Source organism: Providencia xihuensis, from assembly GCF_041953405.1.
GTDB classification, from domain to species: Bacteria; Pseudomonadota; Gammaproteobacteria; order Enterobacterales; family Enterobacteriaceae; genus Providencia; species Providencia vermicola.
This window is the reverse complement of sequence record NZ_CP169565.1, coordinates 1,821,169-1,843,029: the sequence shown is the minus strand read 5'-3', so window position 1 is coordinate 1,843,029 and position 21,861 is coordinate 1,821,169. Positions and strand designations below refer to the sequence as shown.

Sequence of the window (21,861 nt, the reverse complement as noted above, 5' to 3'; positions counted from 1 at the left end):
ACAAATCAGCAGATTAATGCAATAAAATAATTAACAAAGTAACCAAACCACTCCTTTAAATAGCGATTTGATGCAAAAATGCCCTTTAAGTTCTTAAAGGGCATGAATGAAGATACCAAAACAATCAGAGAAAAATGGCGAGATTAATTTTCACTTTGGAGGAGATCTTTAGTTTCTTTTGCTGGCTTTTTAACCCATAACGCATAGGCGATAGTTAATAACGCCAACCAAACAATACCGACATATAAGGCAATTCGTGTGCTTTCGAAATAACCAAGCACGCCAAAAATAAATACCATAAAAGCAATCGCGAGGATTGGTGCGACAGGCCACATTGGTACAGGGAATTTCAATTTGCTAATTTCTTCAGGAGACATTTTTTTGCGCATCGCAAATTGTGACAGTAAAATCATCAGCCACACCCAAATGGTGGCAAATGTCGCAATGGATGCAATCACGACAAACACATCATCAGGAATGACATAATTCAAGACGACGCCCACTAGCAGTACAACCACCATAACAAGTACGGTCATCCATGGCACACCATTTTTTGTTAGCTTAGTGAATGCTTTTGGGGCTTGTCCTTCATGCGCCATCCCATACATCATACGCCCTGCACCAAAAATATCGCTATTGATCGCTGATATCGCAGCAGTGATCACCACCACATTCAAAATATTTGCTGCCGACTGGATCCCTAAACTATCAAAAATTTGGACGAATGGGCTACCTTGTTGACCAATTTGGTTCCACGGGTAAATACACATCAACACAAATAAGGTCAGGACATAAAAGAGTAAGATGCGAATTGGTACGGCATTTATAGCTCTTGGGATCGTCGTTTCAGGGTTTTTCGCTTCACTTGCTGTAATACCAATGACCTCAATCCCCCCGAATGCAAACATTACCACAGCAAATGACGCAATCACTCCCCCTATTCCATTTGGCATAAACCCATCATGAATAAATAAGTTCGACACACCCACCGCATGATCTGCTGCCTGACCAAAGCCAAACAACATGATTGCTGCACCGCCCACAATCATCGCGATAATCGCCACGACTTTGATGATGGAAAGCCAAAATTCCATTTCTCCAAACGTTTTTACGTGGCATAAGTTAATCGCCCCAATAAAAAATATAATGCTCAGAACCCAAATCCATTGTTCAACTTCTGGAAACCACAGTTTCATATACACGCCGAACGCTGTGACATCTGCGAGGCAGACAATTAGCATTTCAAATACATAGGTCCAGCCAGCAAAAAAACCCGCCCTAGCACCTAAATAGTGACTTGCATACTGGGAAAAAGACCCCGCAAGTGGGCGATGAACGGCCATTTCACCGAGTGCTCGCATGACCATAAATACTGCTGCTCCCCCGATAATATATGCCAGCAGGACCGCCGGACCTGCTGTTTCAATCGCTTTTGCTGAACCGTAAAATAGCCCTGTACCAATCGCAGAACCAAGAGCCATAAATCGGATGTGGCGCGCAGAAAGCCCTCGCGCAAGTTGTGATGTGCTTTGCATGATTTATCCTTCGTATTATTTTATTAGTCGTGCAGATAAATACTTCAGGCGGCCGATACATTGTCGGCCACCTTTTATTTGCTTGATGTGCTATTTAGGGAAGACTGTCCCTACCGTAAACAGTGTTGAGAGCTTGTGTTGATTAATAAGGTTAATTGCCGCTTCAATATCAGGGGCAAAATAGCGATCCTTATCATAGTAAGTCACTTGATCACGCAGTATTTTGCGTGCCTTTTCAAGGGCCTCACTCGATTTTAATCCTTCTCTAAAATCCATTCCCTGACAAGCGGATAACCACTCTATCGCTAGAATACCCGTAACGTTTTTCGCCATTTCCCATAAACGACGCCCCGCCGCAGGCGCCATCGAAACATGGTCTTCCTGATTTGCCGAGGTTGGTAAGCTATCAACACTAGAAGGATGAGCTAACGCTTTATTCTCACTGGCTAACGCAGCAGCTGTAACCTGCGCAATCATAAAGCCTGAATTTACACCGCCATTATTAACAAGGAATGGTGGTAACTGGGACATATGCGTATCCATCAATAACGCAATGCGGCGTTCTGACAGCGCACCAATTTCAGCCAATGCAAGCGCAATATTATCCGAAGCCATTGCTACAGGCTCTGCATGGAAGTTCCCACCAGAAATAATGTCACCGTTATCTGTAAAGACCAGTGGATTATCTGACACTGCATTCGACTCAATGAGGATCACTTCTGCCGCTTGACGAATTTGCGTTAAACACGCCCCCATCACTTGCGGTTGACAGCGTAGTGAATATGGGTCTTGTACTTTTACGCAGTTTTCGTGTGATTTGGCTAATTCACTTGTTGGCGATAAAATTTCACGGAACAATGCTGCCACATCAATTTGCCCTTTTTGCCCTCGAACCTCTTGCACTCGAGAGTCAAATGGCTTGCGAGAGCCTAATGTAGCTTCAACACTTAATGCACCACAGACAATACCCGAAAGTAGTAATTTTTCCGCCTCAAACAACCCCTTAAGTGCAAATGCCGTTGAGGTTTGTGTTCCATTTAATAGCGCTAAACCTTCTTTTGCTTCTAATTTCAATGGGGTCAGTCCAGCTTTTTCCAGCGCTTTCTTTGCTGAAATCCATTTTCCTTCAAAGCGTGCTTTACCTTCTCCTAATAAAATCAAGCTCATATGAGCTAAAGGAGCTAAATCCCCAGAAGCGCCAACGGAACCTTTAGCAGGAATGAATGGATAAACCTGTGCGTTGACCAATGCTATCAGTGCATTAATGACTTCCAGACGAATACCCGAAAACCCTCTCGCTAAGCTATTAATCTTTAAAACCATAATTAAACGAACAAGTTCATCATCAAGTGGGTCGCCAACCCCTGCAGCATGGGACATCACAATAGAACGTTGTAACGACTGCAAATCTTTCGTGGCAATACGGGTGTTTGCCAGTAAACCAAACCCAGTATTGATACCATATGCAGTTTTATCTTCCGCGATGATTTTATTGACGGTTGCAACGCTTTTCTCAATTGCAGCTTGTGCGCGTTTATCAAGAGAAATCGTCACCGTTTGTTGGAAAACAATACGTAATTCATCGAGTGTCATTTTTCCTGGATGGATCGTTAATTTAGTCATTAATGGCACTCCTTAGCGAGCTTTAATCATAGGTAAATTAAGGTTTTTTTCTTTCGCGCAATCAATTGCAATGTCATATCCTGCATCAGCATGACGCATAACACCTGTAGCAGGGTCATTGTGAAGCACTCTAGCAATCCGCTCAGCGGCTTCATCAGTGCCATCACACACAATGACCACACCTGAATGTTGTGAAAAGCCCATCCCCACACCGCCACCGTGGTGCAGTGATACCCACGTCGCACCACTTGCAGTGTTCAATAACGCATTGAGTAGTGGCCAATCTGATACCGCATCAGAGCCATCTTTCATGGCTTCAGTTTCACGATTAGGGCTAGCAACTGAGCCTGAATCTAAATGGTCACGACCAATCACGATTGGCGCTGAAACCTCGCCACTTCTGACCATCTCATTAAATGCTAAGCCGAGTTTTGCTCTATCCCCCAACCCAACCCAACAGATACGCGCAGGTAACCCTTGGAAGCTAATACGCTCACGAGCCATATCTAACCAGCGGTGTAAGTGCTTGTCATCTGGCAGTAATTCTTTAACTTTGGCATCTGTTTTATAAATGTCTTCAGGATCTCCCGACAAAGCAACCCAGCGGAATGGGCCAATTCCACGACAAAATAACGGGCGAATATAAGCGGGAACAAAACCAGGGAAATCAAATGCATTTTCGACGCCCATTTCCAGTGCCATTTGGCGAATATTATTGCCATAATCAAACGTTGGAATACCTTGCTGTTTAAACGCTAACATTGCTTTAACATGTTCAGCCATAGATTTTTTCGCGGCAAGCGCTGTACCTTGCGGGTCTTTTACGCTTTGCTCGCGGTATTCATCCCATGTCATTCCAACGGGTAAATAACCATTTAATGGGTCATGGGCACTGGTTTGGTCGGTCACCATATCTGGTTTCACACCGCGTTTAACCAGTTCAGGCAGGACTTCCGCAGCATTTGCACACAGTGCAATGGAAATAGCTTTACCTTGGGCGGTATATTTTTTGATACGGGCAAGCGCGTCATCAAGATCAATAGCTTGCTCGTCAACATAGTGAGTTCTTAAGCGAAAATCGATGCGGCTTTGTTGGCATTCAATATTGAGTGAACAAGCTCCTGCTAATGTGGCAGCTAATGGCTGAGCTCCCCCCATACCACCTAGCCCTGCGGTTAATACCCAGCGTCCCGTTAAATCCCCCTTAAAATGCTGGCGGGCAGCTTCTACAAACGTTTCATATGTGCCTTGCACGATCCCTTGGCTACCGATGTAAATCCAACTTCCCGCAGTCATTTGCCCGTACATCGCTAACCCCTTAGCGTCGAGCTCATTGAAATGCTCCCAATTTGCCCAGTGTGGGACTAAGTTTGAATTAGCAATTAATACCCGTGGTGCATTCGAATGAGTTTTAAATACACCAACGGGTTTACCTGATTGCACAAGCAGTGTTTCATCGTTTTCAAGTTGTTTTAGTGATTCAATGATTTGGTCATAGCATTGCCAATTACGTGCAGCACGACCAATTCCGCCATACACCACCAGTTCATGAGGATTTTCAGCAACATCTGGATCAAGGTTATTCATTAACATACGCAATGGTGCTTCCGTCAGCCAACTTTTTGCCGTTAATGTATTCCCATGCGGTGCTCTAATTTCGATATTTCTGTATTTATTATTTAGTGCAGTCACTTATATACCCTCTTTTATCGAATCATTGGATACCATTTATGTTTATATAGATATAGTTGTATAGACATGTATGATCAATCCATTTTTTAACATAAAAATTAAAAAAATTTGATATAAAAAGGTTTTTTCGTTTGATAAAACATTGAGATAGGTATTCTGCTTTTTTTATAACCGCTGTTTTTTTCTTCTAAATTTGCCTGTGAGATCACATTTATTTCACAATGCGTTTACACTAAGTTAGTCGAAAACAAAAAGGGGAATGATATTTAGAGAATGGCAAAACGGAAAATCACCTTAAGCAAGATTCCGTTTATAAATAATGGCGTTAGGAAGAAAAGCTACCTTTAAGTTTATAACGATTTCCAGGAAACAATAATTTAGTACTGGTAACAATAAATGCTTGTGACCACGTGCGACGAGTAATTAGCAAACAAGATGCCCCCGCATTGATTTGTAACAACTTCGCTGAGCGCTCATCTGCCTCAACCGCTTCAACAATATGCTCACCTTGAGTCAGAGGTGCTACTTGAGATAAGTAATCATGAGGCGTGACGGCTAAAAAATTCTGCTTAAGGTAGTCCGGTGCAGCCAACGCATTGACATAACGGTCTTCAATTTGAACTGGAACATCATTTTCCATATGTATAATAATCGAATGGAATACTGGGGTTTCTGGAGGAATATTCAGTTCACTTGCTAGTGATGTTGACGCCTGTATTTCTTCTAATTTAATAATCCGACAGCTGTATTTATGGTTTCTTGCAATAATTTCCGCTTCAATACTGTGAATTTCAAATAATGCAGACTGCCCTTTCGGTTCAGCAACAAATGTTCCGACCCCCTGTAAACGAACAAGTAACCCTTCCGCTGTTAATTCTCTTAAAGCACGGTTAGCCGTCATTCGGCTACATTGAAATTGAGAAACAAGTTCAGATTCAGAGGGGATGCGATCATTCGCACGCCACTTTGCAGTGTGTATTTTTTCAATAATGGATTGCTTAACTCGCAAATAGAGTGGAACTGGCGTTCCTTGTTTATTTTTTTGTTCGGCTGTCACTGTTCATTCCAAATTAGTCATTAAAATCTTGAATATGCGTATGCTGTTTTAATCGTCATTACGTTACGCAACGCGGCCTTAGTGCTATCGGATATCGTCATCATGACAGTCGCGAATAAAATCCATCATATTTAAAACGCGTTAATTGTGTAATTAAACAATGATGCTTAATAAAAAACAGAAAACAAAATACTGCCATATATAGTGACCACTTACACTATATACGGCAATAAGAACTTTATTAATTAATTATGGCGATTATCACGCCAATTTAAATGTCTTTTTTTATGCTAACGGTTATCAATATTATTGGTTATGGTGTGTAATTTGCCCTTGATAGACACGCATATGCATCGGATTACTGCCCTGCTCATAAATCATCTCTACAGGGTCTTTGGCATTCCAAACGATAAAATCTGCGGTAAACCCAACTTTTAACTGGCCATGAGTGTGCTCTTTACCTAAAGCTTTTGCCGCATGGCGCGTCACTCCAGCCCATATTTCCTCTGGGGTTAATTTAAATAATACCGCCGCCATGTTCATGATCAAACGTAATGATGCAAATGGACTTGTTCCTGGATTAAAATCCGTTGATATTGCCATTGGTACTTGATGTTCACGTAATAAGTCAATCGGTGGTAACTTCGTTTCCCGTAAGAAATAAAATGCACCAGGTAACAACACAGCCACTGTCCCACTTTCTTTAAGCGCTTTAATTCCAGCCAAATCTAAGTATTCAATATGGTCAACCGATAAACCATGATAGCGTGCCACTAACTCACTACCACCAAGATTAGATAATTGCTCAACATGGCCTTTAACGGGGATCCCTAATTGTTGGGCAGCCGCAAACAATTTTTCACTTTGCTTAAGAGAAAAGCCCACACTTTCACAAAATACATCAACAGCATCAAATAGCCCTTTATTCCATAGTTCTGGCATGATTTTTTGACAAATAAGGTCAATATATTCATCTGGTTTTCCTTTAAATTCAGGTGGCACCGTGTGAGCGGATAGCAAAGTTGAAGAAATAGAAATAGGATATTCTGCAAGTAATCTTTTTGCGACTCGTAATTGTTTTTCTTCGTTTTGATAATCAAGGCCATAACCCGATTTCATTTCAATGCTCGTTACACCTTCACGAATTAATACATCTAACCTTGGCTGTGCTTTTTCAAATAACTCAGCTTCGCTCATTTGCCTGGTTGCACGAACTGTTGAGTTAATTCCCCCACCCTGTGCACTGATGGTTTCATATGAAACACCATTCATACGCTGCTCCCACTCAGTAGCTCGGTCACCGCCAAAAACTAAATGGGTATGGCAATCAATTAATCCTGGAGTAATTAGTTTTCCTTTTACATCAATAATCTGACATTGGTTTTGTTCAATTTTCTCTGGCGGTAAAATTGCAATAATTTGATTATCACGAACGACAAGATCATGATTTTCGATAAGCCCATAAGGCTCAATTCGATCTGAATCCATTGTCGCAATACGACCATGACGCCAGATCACATCTTGTGGCAGCGTTTTAAATAGCATCAGTTTTCCTATTGTCGTAGCAGGTTGATTTATTAGTTTGAAAAATAATGGTATAGATATGTATATACAATTAGACTAGTTATACCCAGTTTGTCAATCTCTGCCGCTTAAAAGGTGACAATTTTGTTATGTCACGCTAAAAAATGCTTTTGTCTCCATCCCCCTTTAAAATAGGTTACACTAAAGACCAGCGAAAATGACTATATACACATTAGTAAAATGACGAAAAATAAATTTGGACTTAAAGATGATGAAATTCATCTATTTAAAGAAGCAATTCGTGGCGCAAAAAAAATTAATCAGGATCAAGTCCTACATGCACCTGTGCGAGTGAAAGTCACAAAACCTTCTGACAAAAAAATGAAACAGGAACAAGTTGATGCTTCTTTCTACTTTTCTGATGAATTTCAGCCACAGCTTGAAAATGAAGGCCCAACTCGTTATTTAAAACCTGATTCTAATCCTTATGAGTTAAAGAAATTACGTCGTGGGGACTATACGCCTGAATTATTTCTTGATTTACATGGATTGACTCAAATGGAAGCTAAGCAAGAAATTGGGGCGCTAATAGCTGCTTGCAAACGCGAAAATGTGTATTGTGCGTGCATTATGCATGGACATGGTAAACATATATTAAAGCAACAAACACCACTATGGCTTGCACAACATCCTGATATTATTGCATTTCATCAAGCACCTAAAGAATGGGGTGGCAATGCAGCGTTGCTACTTTTGATTGAAACCAACGAGAGCACTCGCCGTTAAGTGCTCTTATTACTGGATGGTTTATTTAGCGAATAGTAACTGTGACGGACTCAACATCCATTCAACATCACTTTTTTGAAAAGCCAAATCCAATTCAATACATGCAATCGTTGATGTTGTAAACATCGGCGGTTCTTTCTGTGGGCAGAGTTGTGAAACTAAATAGCCAACTAAAGGTAAATGGGATACAACCAATATTGCCTTTGCACCTGTCACCGCTAAATCGCGTATATGATCGGCAACAAAAGCAGCGTTTCCACCTGGCGTTAATTGCGCTAAAACCTCATTTTGTAATGGAAGTTTAAGGTGTTCACCTACTATTTTTTCCGTTTGTAATGCTCTTAGGTAAGGGCTTACTAATACAGTGTCAATTTCAATACCTCGGTTTTTCAACCATTTAGCCATTAATATTGACTCATCTATTCCCTTTTGTGTTAATGGCCTCTCGGCATCGCTTGCCGCATGTAACGCTGCATCGCCGTGACGCATAATATAAACTTGCATAATCCACCATCTGAGTAGCCTACTGACTTAAAGTGGCTATTCTTTTTGTTAAGATAATTATTGTAAAAGTAACCATCAGTTGGGGTAAAAAGTGATTCTGCATTAAATAATCAACAATTAAAATGATTTAAGTAACTTTTTGTTGATTTTTTAGTTTTCTTTACCAAGACTTATTAAATCAATCGATTAAAAAAGCCTGAAGACTGAATCGCCAATATTCAGCTCAGGCTTTATTTTTCAGGGTATTCAATTGCATTTATAGCTTATCGCATAACCCTCTCTAACTAACAAAAATAGTGTTTAACCCACTTTCGCTATTCTTGGTCATCAACAGCATAAAACGTCTGGTTATTCTGAGCCATTCTGCATAATAAGTCACAGGGTTGGAATTTATCACCATGACGTGCAGCAAGTGTTTTTAACGTCTCTACCGTTTTCGTGATACCAAAATTATCCATATACCTGAACGGGCCGCCAAAAAACGGTGGGAAACCGATACCAAAAACGGCCCCCACATCACCATCCCTTGCGCTACGAATAATTTTCTCATCAAGGCAACGGGCCGCTTCATTTAACATCATCATCACACAACGTTGAGCAATATCCGTTTTACTCAACTTGTTTTCTGGCGTGATATCAATAAGGGAATAAACTGTTTTATCCACCTGCCGTTTTTTAGTTTTTTTCCAAAATAGTAACTTACCCGAAGAATGCCCGTATTCATAAAAACCTTTACCGTTTTTCTTACCCTTACGGTCATCTTTAACAACTTTATCCAAGATATCAGGAGCTTTAAATCTTTCCCCAAACCGTTCAACTAAAATAGGTAAAATTTTAATGCCAACGTCGATACCAACTTCATCGAGTAGATTAAATGGCCCAACAGGAAAACCAAACCCAACCAATGCACTGTCAATATGGTCAATAGATTCTCCTTCAATAAGGCATTGCGCAGCCTCACATAAAAAAGGTGCCAGTATTCGGTTAACATAAAAGCCCGCATCATCGCCAACCACAATGGCTGTTTTACCTTGTCGTTTAGCAAACTCCACAACAGTAGAAATCGTTGTCTCATCTGTTTGTTTATGTGGAATAACTTCAACCAATGGCATTTTATCGACAGGACTAAAATAATGTAAACCAATAACCCGTTCTGGATGTTGCGCATTGGCGGCTATCTGGTGAATAGGTAACGAAGATGTATTCGACGCAAAAATAACGTCCTTCCTCGTCATTTTTTCAACATCAGAAACCATTTTTCTTTTTAGCGCCAAATCTTCAAAAACAGCTTCAATAACCAGATCTGCGGTTTCTAACCCTTTGTAATTCAATGTCCCTGAAATTTTAGCCATTGTTGCATCGCGTTCACGTGCCAATAACCGACGTTTGCTGACGCGTTGGGTTAATAAATCCCAGCTATATTTCAAGGCCTGAGCAATGCCTTTTTCTGAAATATCTTTAATACGAACAGGTACCTTTCCTTGAGTTGCGCTCACATATGCGATCCCGCCGCCCATTAGCCCGCCACCTAGTACACCAACTTGCTTGATATTCAACGGCTTAGCTTGTGCACCTGTTTCATTTTTTAATGCTGTGACTGCAAAAAATAAATTACGTAAAGCCGCTGATTCAGGCGTCATAACTAACTCGCCAAATGCTTTAGCTTCTTCTGCATACCCAGCCTGTACCCCTTTGTTCATCCCTATTTTTACTGTATGAATAATTTTTTCAGGAGCGGGATAATGCCCTTTGGTTTTACCCAATACTTTTTGCCTTGCACTATTAAACACTTGATTACGCAGTAATTTACAACTCAATAAGCGCTGTTGCCAATGAATAGCAGGTCGTTTTACGCCACCTTTTTTCACCATTTTAACGGCGACATCTAATAAAATTGGCTCTGGAACAACATCATCCACAAGCCCTAATTTAAGTGCTTGTTTGCCCTTTAGCTGACGTCCTGTCAGCATTAGATCAAGTGCATGTGGAATGCCAATCAAACGTGGTAAACGTTGAGTTCCACCAGACCCTGGCAACAAGCCTAACTGTACTTCTGGCAAACCTAAGCGGGTTTTATCATCATTTGAGCAAACCCTCGCATGACAAGCTAATGCTAACTCCAACCCTCCACCTAAGCATGCGCCATGGATAGCAGCAATAATCGGCAACGGATAATTATCTATTTTGTCGAATAATAAATGCCCTTCCTTTGATAACTCACTGGCTTGCGCTTTCGATTCACAGTGCGCAATCATGCTGATATCCGCACCCGCAATAAAGTTATCTTTTTTACCTGAGGTAATAACTAGCCCTTTTAAACCCGAGGTGGATTGCGCTTTTTGTAAGATGGTTAGAAACTGCTGCGCAAATTCAGCTTTAAGCGTATTGACCTTTTCATTTGGCACATCAATGAAAATCACCCCTACGTTCTCGTCATAAATTTCTAATGAGAAAGCCTGCGGCAGCTTATCCATTACTAATTCTGTAGTAGAATTTTGTGTCATTATTCCACCTCTAAAATCATAGCTACACCTAACCCGCCTGCAGCACAAGCTGTTGTTAAACCAAAACCACCACCACGACGACGAAGTTCATTTAATGTTTGTGTCACCATTCTGGCGCCTGTCGCCGCAAATGGGTGCCCGTAAGCGATAGAACCACCGAGAACATTAAATTTGTCCATGTCTATCTCGCCAATGGCTTGTGTTAAACCTAATTTATCTTGTGCAAATTGGCGACTACCAAACATTTTGATGTTTGCCAATGTTTGAGCGGCGAAAGCCTCGTGCATATCAATTAAAGTGAGATCTTGTAAAGATAACCCTGCGCGCTTCAGGGCTATGGGCGTTGCATAGGATGGCCCCAATAGCATGTCTTCCCACACATCAATCGCGCTAAAAGCGTAACTACGAATATAACCCAGCGGGGTATAACCCAATGCTTTTGCCCTTGACTCTGTCATCATTAATACCGCTGCTGCACCATCGGTTAAAGGTGTACTATTTGCGGCTGTTACACTGCCATATTTACGGTCAAATGCGGGTTTTAATTTAGCATAAGAGGACAATACTGAATTTCCTCGTACATTATTGTCCTGCGAAAAAGCGTGCTTAAAAGGCGGCAAATACGCAGTCATGACCTCATCGTTTAGTAGTCCTCCATCCCACGCTTTTGCAGCAAGGACGTGTGAACGATGTGCTAGCTCATCTTGTTGTTCTCTCGTAATGTGGTAACTTTTAGCCATTTGCTCCGCGGTATCCCCCATGCGAAGCCCTGTTGAGTATTCAGCAACACCAGGTGCGACTGGCATTAAGTCTTTTAAGCGTAATTTCGCGATAAGCGATAATTTTTGCCCAACCGACTTTGCCTTACTCAAAGCAAGTAATGTTGCTGCTAATTTTTTCGAAACACCAATCGGTAAAACTGAAGAGGAATCTGCCCCTCCTGCAACACCAACAGTAATATCCCCAACCATCATACTTTGAGCCACATTCACAATGGCTTGAAAACTTGTCGCGCACGCCCTTGAAACGCTGTAAGCATCTGTTGAAACGCTCATCCCCGTTCCAAGCACAATTTCCCGTGCAATATTGGGTGCTTCAGGCATTTGAACCACTTGGCCAAATACAAGTTGCTCAATCAACTGGTTATCTAAATCACTACGAACTAATAATTCAGCGACTACTGCTTTGCCTAAATCTACAGCAGCAACACCTTGATATGCTGTTGATTGCTTTGCAAACGGTAAACGTAAACCACTGACAATAGCAATACGCTCTTTTGTTGAATATGTACTGTCACCATGGTGGGAATGTTGATTCATGGTCGCTCCTGCAAAAGCATAAATAAAAAATTATTGTTAATTTTTTCATGACTGGCCGAAAGAGGTCTGACCTGTAATGATTGTTAACATAATTTTCACAATTATCAATTGCATTGACTAAAAAATGGGAGCGCGCACGCAAGTTAGCATAAAAATAGTGCGAAAAAGAAAGGAATGGGTCTACCTAATATCAAAAACCCTTCTAACGCTTAGCCACCTAATAAAAGGGCGCTATCACAGTAGAAGGGTTCACCTAATAGATTCAAACGTTTGATTAACGAAGGCCTAGCTGAAAAATCAGGCTTTCTGCTTCACAGCTAAAACTAAATTCTGCGCTCAGTTCAACACCACCATTAACTTGTTTAAAAGTATGGTTAATCGCACAGGGTTCAGACTCAACAGACTTCGCTTTTTCTGTGAGCATCTTCAACATGGATTCCGCTTCACCTTGTGTGGCAAAAACATGCTGATACGACGCAGTACAGTCTTTGTTGTCCAGCACTGTGCCTACATCTACACAGCAGCAAGCTGCTGTTTCATCCGCACTACAACGGTTAATCGCATCAGTCATTTTATTCTCCAAATAAACAAACTGTTAAGTGGCTATCATAACGCTGAAAAAGTGGTAAAAACCAGTGTGAATCAAAACTTATTGCTAATAATTAAACATAAGTTTGATCTTACCCCGTATCTGATTATTTATTGCTCCCATTTCGTCACTTTATGTTGCTATTTTGTTAAATGCATCGCATTTTTGAAAACGAAGTCGCAATAAACACAAAACAGACTTGCAACATATTGGGTGGTCAGACCTATACTCTAGTAACTGGTCTGATTTGTCATGGCGACAATGGACCCTACAATTCTGCGCTTCTTGCGATAGAAGTCGCTTTATTTAAAATAAAACATAAGAGGGTTTTGGTCATGAGCCAGAAAAACCTGTTTTCTAAGTCAGCTTTAGCAATAGCAGTGGCAATTGTATCATCCAACGCCGGCGCGGCTGGCTTTTTGCTCAATGAATATTCAACATCCGCACTGGGACGTGCGTTTTCTGGGGCAGGTGCGATGGGCGACAACGCAAGTGAGGGAAGCCGTAACCCTGCTGCGATGATGCTATTTGACCGACCATCTCTTTCTATCGGTGCTGTGTATATTGACCCAAGTGTTGATATTAAAGGCAAAGGTGGTTCTCCACTTCATAGTAATACGACTGCAAATGATATTGCACCAAGTGCCGTCGTACCTAATGCACACTTTATTTTTCCTGTTAATGATAAGTGGGCAGTTGGTACCTCAATGACGACCAACTTCGGCTTAGCGACTGATTTTAATAAAAATTATGCTGCTGGCCCTATTGGCGGAAAAACCGATTTAAAAACCGTTAACTTGAATTTAAGCGGCGCATACCGAGTTAATAACAACTTTAGTTTTGGCTTAGGTGTTAATGCTGTTTATGCTGATGCAGAAATCACTCGTCATGCTGGCGATCTAGGTGCATTAGCACCAATAATTAGCGGAGGACAACTTCCAGCTTTCCCTGCAAGCACCACGATGGCTAAATTAACAGGAGACGATTGGGGGTATGGCTGGAATGCGGGTATTTTATATGAAATTAATGACGATAACCGCTTAAGCTTAAGCTACCGTTCTAAGGTTAAAGTTAAATTTGAAGAAGGTAAATTCTCAAATGATATACCTAAAGGAATTCCAGGCCTATACGGTACGGGCGGCGAAAAAGTTAAAGGTAAATTAGATCTTAACTTACCTGACATTTGGGAATTCTCAGGTTATCACAAAGTTGCGCCAAAGTGGGCTCTACACTATAGTGTGGCCTATACAGGCTGGAGTGAATTTAAAGAATTAACCGCCTACCAAAAAAGTGATGGCAGAGAATTATTTCACAAACCTGAACACTTCAAGGATGCATGGCGTTTAGCATTAGGTACGACCTATTTCTATGATGATAACTGGACATTCCGCACTGGTATTGCCTATGATGAAAGCCCAGTTCGTTCTGAATACCGCTCAATTTCGATTCCTGACCAAGACCGTTACTGGTTAAGTGCGGGTACTACCTATGCATTTAATGAAAATGCGTCTGTTGATGTTGGTATTTCTTATATGCACGGTAAAAAAGTGAATATCAGTGAAAAATTGATTGAAGGTCAAGCAAATTCACCAGTTTATAACTTCAAATCTGAAGGCTCTGCTTGGTTATACGGTGTCAACTTTAACTACGCATTCTAATAAACCAAATGCTTAACTATCGGGGAGGCAACTCCCTGATAGCCCCACTATCTCAGTGTTCAAAAAAACATCCCTATCATAAATTTTTCTTGACCCTTATCACTCCCTCATGTAAATTAATTGTTAATAAAATAATTCTTATCCAAATTTCCACTTTTATACTAAAAATTAGCCCTATAAACTTTTTTCAGATAAATCCTTATATATTTCATTAGATTACCTTTCATTCTCTGAATGTTCTTATTTGCAAGCACAAGCCATACTCGTATTTTAGAATACAGATACACAAAAAATACGTATCCATTCATTAAACTGTATTATTAATGCGATAAATTCGCAGTAAAAGTACAAAAGAGGCAACAATGACAAAAACGTAGGGGGTTTTATGGGGACATTATTTACAGTAGGTTTTATTGGGGTGTTAGGCGTAATCGCCTTGATTGACACCGTTACCCAACGAGGAAAGCGAGACAATGACTAGCTGTTAATTTATCACTCTCACGTTTTAATCTAGACAAGAGAGTGATAAACCTTCCTGAGTCAATTCACCAAATTAATCAATCGAATCCAGATCCCCTTCAATTGCAGCTGCATTTGGGTTTTCAGTTGCTTTCAATACGCCGCCATTTGATAAGAAATCATTACGCTGGAAGTAAGCTTCACGCATCATTAAGTATGGGTCTGAAGAGTTTTTAAGTAACCCATCGGAATCCAGCAATCGTGCTCTTGTTTCTATCCCTTCAAGTGCCCATTTTCCTGCAGACATCCAGAATGTTAGATAGCTCAGCATTGGGTATAAACCATCAGCTAAATCCCCACCTTCCTCGCGTGGTGTTGCACTCCCATATCCGGGTAAAACGACATAAGGACCATAACCGACATCATAGTAACCGAGTGTATTACCAAAACGTTTAGGATCTTCTTTCGCCAATTGAGGATTCGCCATTGTTGCAACATCAATCAATCCCCCCATACCAAATACCGTATTGAGGAAGAAACGGTTAAAGTGTTTAAACCCTTGGGTCACTTCCCCACGCAAGAAACTGTTCAGCATACTTGCAGGCTCTTCAAGGTTAACAAAGAAGTTGGATAATCCATTACGCGCAGGCATAGGAACATAATCATTCCAAGCAACAGCAACAGGCCTTAAAACATAAGGGTCTAAGACGTTGTAGTTAAAATTAAACATTGCTCGGTTAAAACCCTCTAATGGGTCTGAACGTTCTTGCGTATCTGGGTCAATATTACTTGCACAACCTGCAATTAATACACCCGCTAGAAAAACGCTAGTCATGCGAAACTTCATAACACTTTCTCCATTCCCTGCACCGCCCTGCTATGGTACTTTCCACAATATTCACGAATTTGATAATAATAAGGGGAAAAAATTATTTTTGTTAACCGTTTTGAGTGATTATACAGATCGACTTTTAATTATACCCTAGTTAATCATGCCATTATTATAAGAGTTATGGCTAATTCACACAAAACCATTTAAATATTGTTTTTATATATTCGAAAATAGTGTGCAGTGCCATCAATTTTTACTCAAGAATAAAAGCTAACTTAACGATTAGATAAAAAATATATCAATAAAAGAAAAAATCACTGTAAAATGAGCCTTTCACCATTACTTTTTGGTTTAATACGTATTTTAACCGCTAATCCTGTAAGCACAGTTCCCATCAGCCAACCTTTAAATACGTTACCATGCGAGGTGACGTGTCAGATAATTATTTAATAAAAGAAAGACTAAAAATCATACAAAATTGCCTCATTAGCAATAAATTGAATTAATTCTATGTAACAACTTGATTCCATTGGATGCGGACAGTAAAATGCAAACCCTGTTTAGCAATGACTGCCAAAAGTCCCCTTAGTTAAATGGATATAACGAGCCCCTCCTAAGGGCTAGTTGCAGGTTCGATTCCTGCAGGGGACACCATTACCACTTCTAAACACCTCTCAAGACTTCCAATTTTTCAAATAAAAACAAAGAATTAATTATTTTGACTTCCAAGAAGGTCTAGTAACTTCTAGTGGAATCTAAGTACTAATGTGTATAGTATTGTGTATAGGTCTAGGTTCGATAAAAAAACTATACACATTATGCTGCTCACTGATATCCAAATTCGTAAAGCTAAGCCTAAAGATAAGGCTTACACCCTAAATGATGGCAATGGCTTATCCCTTCTCATTGAGCCCAATGGTTCCAAGGGTTGGCGGTTTCGTTATCGCTTTGCTGGCAAGCCTAAAATGATCTCATTTGGTGTGTATGGACAAATTTCTTTAGCCGATGCCAGAAGAAAAAGAGATGAAGCAAAAAAACAGCTTTCAGATGGCATAGACCCAAGTGATGCCCGCAAATCGGAAAAGATCACACAAAAATACGCTGCTGAAAATACGTTTAAAGCCGTTGCGATGGAATGGCATGCATCAAAATGTTCTACATGGTCAAAAGGCTATGCGAGCGAGATATTGCGTTGTTTTGAAAATGATGTTTTTCCTTTCATTGGTAGTCGACCTATTGACCAATTAGCGCCATTAGAATTACTTGCCGTATTGCAGAAGATAGAAAAACGTGGGGCATTAGAGCAAGCAAGTAAAATTCGCCGTCGTTGTGGTGAAGTGTTTAGGTATGCAGTTATTACAGGCCGAGCAAAATATAACCCTGCCCCTGATTTGTCTGGTGCAATGAATAAGCCTGAAACCAAACATTTTCCATTCCTACAAGAAAGTGAAATCCCTGATTTTGTGAAGGCACTTAATAACTATCAAGGCAGTAAAATCACGAAATATGCCACTCAGCTATTAATGCTAACAGGTGTTAGAACTGTTGAGTTAAGATTCGCGGAATGGTCAGAATTTGATTTTGAAAATGCACTTTGGGAAATACCTAAAGAACGAATGAAAAAGCGTCGCCCTCATTTAGTTCCTCTCTCACCACAGGTATTAGAGATCCTTGATGAGCTAAAAGTTATTTCAGGGAACTATTCGCTACTTTTCCCTGGGCGTAATGATGTACGAAAACCAATCAGTGATGCGAGTATAAATAAGGTCATCGCCAAAATTGGCTATAAAGGTAGACTGACAGGTCATGGGTTTAGGCACATGATGAGCACTATTTTGCATGAAAAAGGCTTTGATAGCGCGTGGATTGAGTTACAGCTTGCGCATGTTGATAAAAACTCCATCCGTGGAATTTATAACCATGCTTTGTACTTGGAATCTCGCCGACTAATGTTACAATTTTATACGGTTTTTTTATTTAATGAATGACAATGTTTCAACTCTTATACAAACCACCAGCAAGATCGTAACTTAAATTCTCACAATTCTAAAGCATCAGTAATTGAAGCCTCAAGAGATTCTGCATTTTTAACTATAAATTTAGCTCGTTCAAAAAGCTCATCATAAAATAATATACTAATACTTTTTAAATTTCTTCTATATAATTCTAGTGTTTTCTTTTTGATGATTTTTTCTCTATCACTGCCCGTGATAGATAAAGTGCTTCCAATGACTAAAATACACTCAGGATCACATGTATCTTCTAAAATACGCATGCCATCTGAAGTATAATTTGCACTTTGACTTTCGATTTCCCAATTAGCCTTTTGAGCCAATATTTGGCTAACAGCATCTGTTAATTCATTTGATAACCTCCATGAATCCGACCGATTTTGGCGGCTAGCAAACAAGGGTGTCTCTGGAGTTTTGAGCTCAACAATTTTAGTATATTGTGAATCAGACAAAAGAAAATCTGCAATTACATCATTAGAACCATTTAAATCAGTGTGTGATATATGAGCCTCTCTCTGCAAAATTTTCAAAAACTGATAATTTAATCCATAACCAAAAATCCACTCATTTCGCTCAAAAAATTTTTGCCAATCAGCTTCTCTGTAATGGCTACTATTAATTAACTTATCTTCGAATTCAGCTATCGCATCTTTTCGACCTAAAATAGTATTAATATCTGAACCAGTTAATCTATCACTAATTATGTGTTGCAAAGCAAGAATTAAAGAAGCATTATCCGAGCGTTCTAGAATTCTCATAATCTCATCATGATTGCTTTGTATTTCAACAAAACGCCCTGTAACAGAAGAAGTTGGTTCACGGATAACGCTATATTGTGATAAGTGACTATATAGGTCTTGTAAATGACTTAATTCTAATTGACATGTGAAATGTGATGAGCCTGTAGTTAAGCAATATGCATAAATACTTGCTCTGAGTGCAGATGTTTCTGTTTGGGCTCCATCTAAACCAGAAAGATTCAACATTAATTGATAAAGCCCATCACTACCAATTTCATAAGAATGGTTAATACTCATTCTACACCTTAGCAATTACATTATCATACCCAGACCACACTGGATTATATTTGCTATCAATATCAAACTGTATTCCGTTTTCTATAATAGCAACATTTGTAATCTCCTCGATATTAAACATTCTAAAGTCCGGAAAATTAGGCTCACTATCCGTTACCCCATCGACTTGTACTAAGTGAACTTTAGTAGACTCACGGCCATCTTTCGCTCTATAAATAAAAATAGCATGTGGGTTTCCTATTCTCTTTCCTGGTATTTTTCCAACTTTATTATATTCAAATGAAATTGATTTACGTTCTAAAATTGCTTTTTTAAGAAGTTGCAATGACATATTATATTCCTTTTATTTAAATTAACTAACATTACCATACCCGCTGACACTATTAATTAATAGTATTCCTCTGGCAGGGAAACGAAATAACTTTTATTTTGTGACCAACGTCATAATTTTAAAATAATAACTTTAAAATTCAGATTAAATTAAATTTTATTAAACAAACATTATTATTCAAGGAGAAGTAAAGGTTGTTTTTCTAATAAAATCATTTTGCAAAACAAAAAATAACGTAAAATTCACTACATAGCACCTTATGTCTCCCGAGACATGACCACCGATAAAGCGATGGTACTGGCACCTCAACATTGCTACAGGCTATCCAACAGACAGATAGCCTGTAGCAATTAAGCCATTGAATTAAATTGAATTTTTTAACCGGAATCGGTAAAAAAAGCAAAGGTTGATATTATTAAAGATGCCACGCTTACCGTTGTCCAAAAGCTAATTGAAAAGGTGGGCACACTTAAGCAAAGTATCGCAGGCACCAAACAAGAAATTATTGCACCTATTGTTTGGATTGGTAGCCAAGAAATTAACGTGGCACAGTTGATGATTGATACATTGGATATCGTGAAAGAGTTGGCCGAACTCACCGCCAATCATAGCCACAGCAACACAGGAATGCCAATGAATGCCAATGCTATTAAAGGCACGGCTAGTAAATCAGATGGCTTGAAAGAAAAGTATGAGCCAGTTATTGGTTGAGATACTGAACTGAACACTACACTTATTTTGTTAGTTGAAGAGTGTCGCGCAGTAATAAGATGCGCTCCTTGCACCAACAAGAACTAAGGCATATCAAGTATTTGCTTGAAATTAAAGAAACCCAACCTCACCAGTTGATTTTTTATGTTTTGAAATAATCATTTACTGCATAGGCAAATGAACAAATTAAAAAGCTATAAGAAACCATGAACTTCCATATTCTATTCATGAATTGAGAAGGTTTAAAAAAACTTCTATTTTTTATTACATTTTTAAGTTGTTTAATAAGTTCATAAAATTCATCATCAGCTACTTTAGCCCCACGTATTTTTTTAAATAACTCATATTCTTTTTTTGTTGTAAAAGTTGAAGATTTAGCAATTACTATAAAGCGTTCACTAAAGAATAATAATGTAATAGTGAATGCGGCTAATTGAAAGGCTCCATTTGTAACTCCCCAGCAGCCTAAGCTAAGTATGAATGGCCACTCCCATAATCCTCGTTTATTCATCGAATTCCACCACTCAAACATGGATTCTTTATAGTCACTGATTTCATTTTTTAACTGTAAAAACTGAGGCGACGAATTCGTCCTATTCACTATATTACCCTTAATGTTTAAATTATCATCATCATCAATGAGTTAACATAACATATCTCATATCTAGTCCTCCAGAAGTAAAACTGGAAAGAAATAACATACTAAGACCCGTACGAAATAAAGTTACTCACCACGTAAAATTCACTACACCGCACCCGCCTGCACAATTTGGATCATAAAATTATTTCAGTTTTAAAATTCTACAAAACATATCGCCAAGCCGTACCAATACTAGGTTGTTGCCGAAAATCTCAAACTGAAATCTGTGAAAAGATTTTCAATAAATTTCAGTTTTCAAGTGAAGCACACCTAGCGAATTGATTTATAATCAATTGAATATAAATAACTTTTCTATTTTACGTGAGATTTTCACTTGAAAGTATGAGCCGCATAAAAACTGAAAACCCAGTATCTATGCGGGTTGAGAGGAAATAGAAAACTGAAATATGAACGAATTACTTTTTTATTTTAGTGTTTGTTTTTTGAACTAATGAGCCTTTATTTAACCTCATATCAATCAAACGGTGGGCTTCTTTTTCTGTATATCCCCTTAGCTCTATGACTTTTTTATTGTCACTCACTTCTATTCGAATATTACGTTTTTCATTAAACATATTTAATTACCCTTAGTAATTATTACTACTTGGTTATATGTCGAAATTACCTTTATACCATTCGCCTTAATTTACATTTTGCTATGCTCTATTTTCGATAACATCAAAACATAGTTGCTTTGGCTGATCTTCGGGCTTCTTATGATAAATAGAATGTGAAAACGTCAGCGTTAGCCTATAAGTGTGTCCACACTCAAAATCAGAGCACGAACAGTAAATATAATGAGCATTATCCCTACCCTGCCTATCAATTTTCTGTATTTTGGCTTCCTGACCACACTCAGGGCAGTATATTTTCATTACTCGCATTGCTAATCCCCCTTGCTTTATATGCCTTCCAGAATAAAGCTTATTAAATACGTCCATTTCCAATTTCACTGGTAACAGTGGTAACACTGGTTACATCATTGATTTTAAATAATTTAACTTGTTACCTTTTCTGCAAAATCACGTGTAACGCAAGGTAACAGCCT

General features: G+C 39.3%; 19 protein-coding genes and 1 tRNA gene. 5 read left to right on the top strand and 15 right to left on the bottom strand.

Features of this window, described 5'->3' with window-relative positions:
- Positions 1 to 143 precede the first annotated feature (143 nt).
- The 5 genes from ACE2AL_RS08155 to hutI all read right to left on the bottom strand — a co-directional run bounded on the left by ACE2AL_RS08155 (position 144) and on the right by hutI (position 7,452).
- Positions 144 to 1,535, bottom strand: coding sequence for an amino acid permease (locus ACE2AL_RS08155; protein WP_225818951.1), 1,392 nt, complete (start codon positions 1,533 to 1,535; stop codon positions 144 to 146).
- 90 nt (positions 1,536 to 1,625) lie between these two features.
- Positions 1,626 to 3,158, bottom strand: coding sequence for a histidine ammonia-lyase (gene hutH, locus ACE2AL_RS08150; RefSeq protein WP_206082401.1), 1,533 nt, complete (start codon positions 3,156 to 3,158; stop codon positions 1,626 to 1,628).
- A gap of 12 nt (positions 3,159 to 3,170) precedes the next feature.
- Positions 3,171 to 4,850: a urocanate hydratase gene (gene hutU, locus ACE2AL_RS08145; protein ID WP_206082402.1), complete on the bottom strand. Its 1,680-nt coding sequence runs from the start codon at positions 4,848 to 4,850 to the stop codon at positions 3,171 to 3,173.
- 325 nt (positions 4,851 to 5,175) lie between these two features.
- Entirely contained in the window at positions 5,176 to 5,907 is a 732-nt protein-coding gene (gene hutC, locus ACE2AL_RS08140; protein ID WP_375084233.1) for a histidine utilization repressor, read from the bottom strand.
- Between the two features lie 306 nt (positions 5,908 to 6,213).
- Complete coding sequence (gene hutI / locus ACE2AL_RS08135; protein ID WP_206082404.1) at positions 6,214 to 7,452, bottom strand: imidazolonepropionase; 1,239 nt, start codon at positions 7,450 to 7,452, stop codon at positions 6,214 to 6,216.
- Between the two features lie 219 nt (positions 7,453 to 7,671).
- On the opposite strand from hutI, the gene smrB reads away from it, so the two are divergent.
- Positions 7,672 to 8,217 (top strand): endonuclease SmrB, encoded by a 546-nt coding sequence (gene smrB / locus ACE2AL_RS08130; RefSeq protein WP_206082405.1) that lies wholly within the window; start codon positions 7,672 to 7,674, stop codon positions 8,215 to 8,217.
- A gap of 21 nt (positions 8,218 to 8,238) precedes the next feature.
- Here smrB and sixA read toward each other — a convergent pair whose 3' ends face one another.
- From sixA to ACE2AL_RS08110, 4 genes are all read right to left on the bottom strand, one after another.
- Complete coding sequence (gene sixA, locus ACE2AL_RS08125) at positions 8,239 to 8,721, bottom strand: phosphohistidine phosphatase SixA (protein WP_206082406.1); 483 nt, start codon at positions 8,719 to 8,721, stop codon at positions 8,239 to 8,241.
- A 314-nt stretch (positions 8,722 to 9,035) separates the two neighbouring features.
- Entirely contained in the window at positions 9,036 to 11,225 is a 2,190-nt protein-coding gene (fadJ, locus tag ACE2AL_RS08120; protein ID WP_353167110.1) for a fatty acid oxidation complex subunit alpha FadJ, read from the bottom strand.
- Positions 11,225 to 12,544, bottom strand: a complete 1,320-nt coding sequence (gene fadI / locus ACE2AL_RS08115; protein ID WP_206082408.1) for an acetyl-CoA C-acyltransferase FadI — start codon at positions 12,542 to 12,544, stop codon at positions 11,225 to 11,227. Before fadI ends, fadJ begins: the two co-directional genes overlap by 1 nt.
- A gap of 274 nt (positions 12,545 to 12,818) precedes the next feature.
- Positions 12,819 to 13,115: a YfcZ/YiiS family protein gene (locus ACE2AL_RS08110; protein WP_206082409.1), complete on the bottom strand. Its 297-nt coding sequence runs from the start codon at positions 13,113 to 13,115 to the stop codon at positions 12,819 to 12,821.
- Positions 13,116 to 13,468: 353 nt separating this feature from the next.
- On the opposite strand from ACE2AL_RS08110, the gene fadL reads away from it, so the two are divergent.
- Positions 13,469 to 14,791, top strand: a complete 1,323-nt coding sequence (gene fadL / locus ACE2AL_RS08105; protein WP_272574108.1) for a long-chain fatty acid transporter FadL — start codon at positions 13,469 to 13,471, stop codon at positions 14,789 to 14,791.
- A gap of 553 nt (positions 14,792 to 15,344) precedes the next feature.
- Here fadL and mlaA read toward each other — a convergent pair.
- A complete protein-coding gene (gene mlaA / locus ACE2AL_RS08100) occupies positions 15,345 to 16,097 on the bottom strand; it encodes a phospholipid-binding lipoprotein MlaA (protein ID WP_206082411.1) in 753 nt (250 codons plus the stop codon).
- 564 nt (positions 16,098 to 16,661) lie between these two features.
- Here mlaA and ACE2AL_RS08095 point away from each other — a divergent pair.
- A tRNA-Arg gene (locus ACE2AL_RS08095) sits at positions 16,662 to 16,736 on the top strand.
- A gap of 164 nt (positions 16,737 to 16,900) precedes the next feature.
- The gene (locus ACE2AL_RS08090) at positions 16,901 to 18,070 is read left to right on the top strand and encodes a tyrosine-type recombinase/integrase (RefSeq protein ID WP_375084232.1); all 1,170 of its coding nucleotides are present in this window, start codon (positions 16,901 to 16,903) and stop codon (positions 18,068 to 18,070) included.
- A 50-nt stretch (positions 18,071 to 18,120) separates the two neighbouring features.
- On the opposite strand, the gene ACE2AL_RS08085 is transcribed toward ACE2AL_RS08090, so the two are convergent.
- A complete protein-coding gene (locus ACE2AL_RS08085) occupies positions 18,121 to 19,131 on the bottom strand; it encodes a Shedu immune nuclease family protein (RefSeq protein WP_375084231.1) in 1,011 nt (336 codons plus the stop codon).
- Between the two features lies 1 nt (position 19,132).
- Positions 19,133 to 19,462 carry a hypothetical protein gene (locus ACE2AL_RS08080; RefSeq protein ID WP_375084230.1) on the bottom strand — a complete coding sequence of 110 codons (330 nt, stop codon included), beginning with the start codon at positions 19,460 to 19,462 and terminating at the stop codon, positions 19,133 to 19,135.
- Between the two features lie 459 nt (positions 19,463 to 19,921).
- On the opposite strand from ACE2AL_RS08080, the gene ACE2AL_RS08075 reads away from it, so the two are divergent.
- Positions 19,922 to 20,173, top strand: coding sequence for a hypothetical protein (locus ACE2AL_RS08075; RefSeq protein ID WP_375084229.1), 252 nt, complete (start codon positions 19,922 to 19,924; stop codon positions 20,171 to 20,173).
- A 142-nt stretch (positions 20,174 to 20,315) separates the two neighbouring features.
- Here ACE2AL_RS08075 and ACE2AL_RS08070 read toward each other — a convergent pair whose 3' ends face one another.
- From ACE2AL_RS08070 to ACE2AL_RS08060, 3 genes are all read right to left on the bottom strand, one after another.
- Entirely contained in the window at positions 20,316 to 20,684 is a 369-nt protein-coding gene (locus tag ACE2AL_RS08070; protein ID WP_375084228.1) for a hypothetical protein, read from the bottom strand.
- 545 nt (positions 20,685 to 21,229) lie between these two features.
- On the bottom strand, positions 21,230 to 21,388 hold the full coding sequence (locus ACE2AL_RS08065; protein ID WP_375084227.1) for a hypothetical protein: 159 nt from the start codon (positions 21,386 to 21,388) through the stop codon (positions 21,230 to 21,232).
- A gap of 81 nt (positions 21,389 to 21,469) precedes the next feature.
- Positions 21,470 to 21,688 carry an ogr/Delta-like zinc finger family protein gene (locus tag ACE2AL_RS08060; protein WP_375084303.1) on the bottom strand — a complete coding sequence of 73 codons (219 nt, stop codon included), beginning with the start codon at positions 21,686 to 21,688 and terminating at the stop codon, positions 21,470 to 21,472.
- Between the last annotated feature and the right edge of the window lie 173 nt (positions 21,689 to 21,861).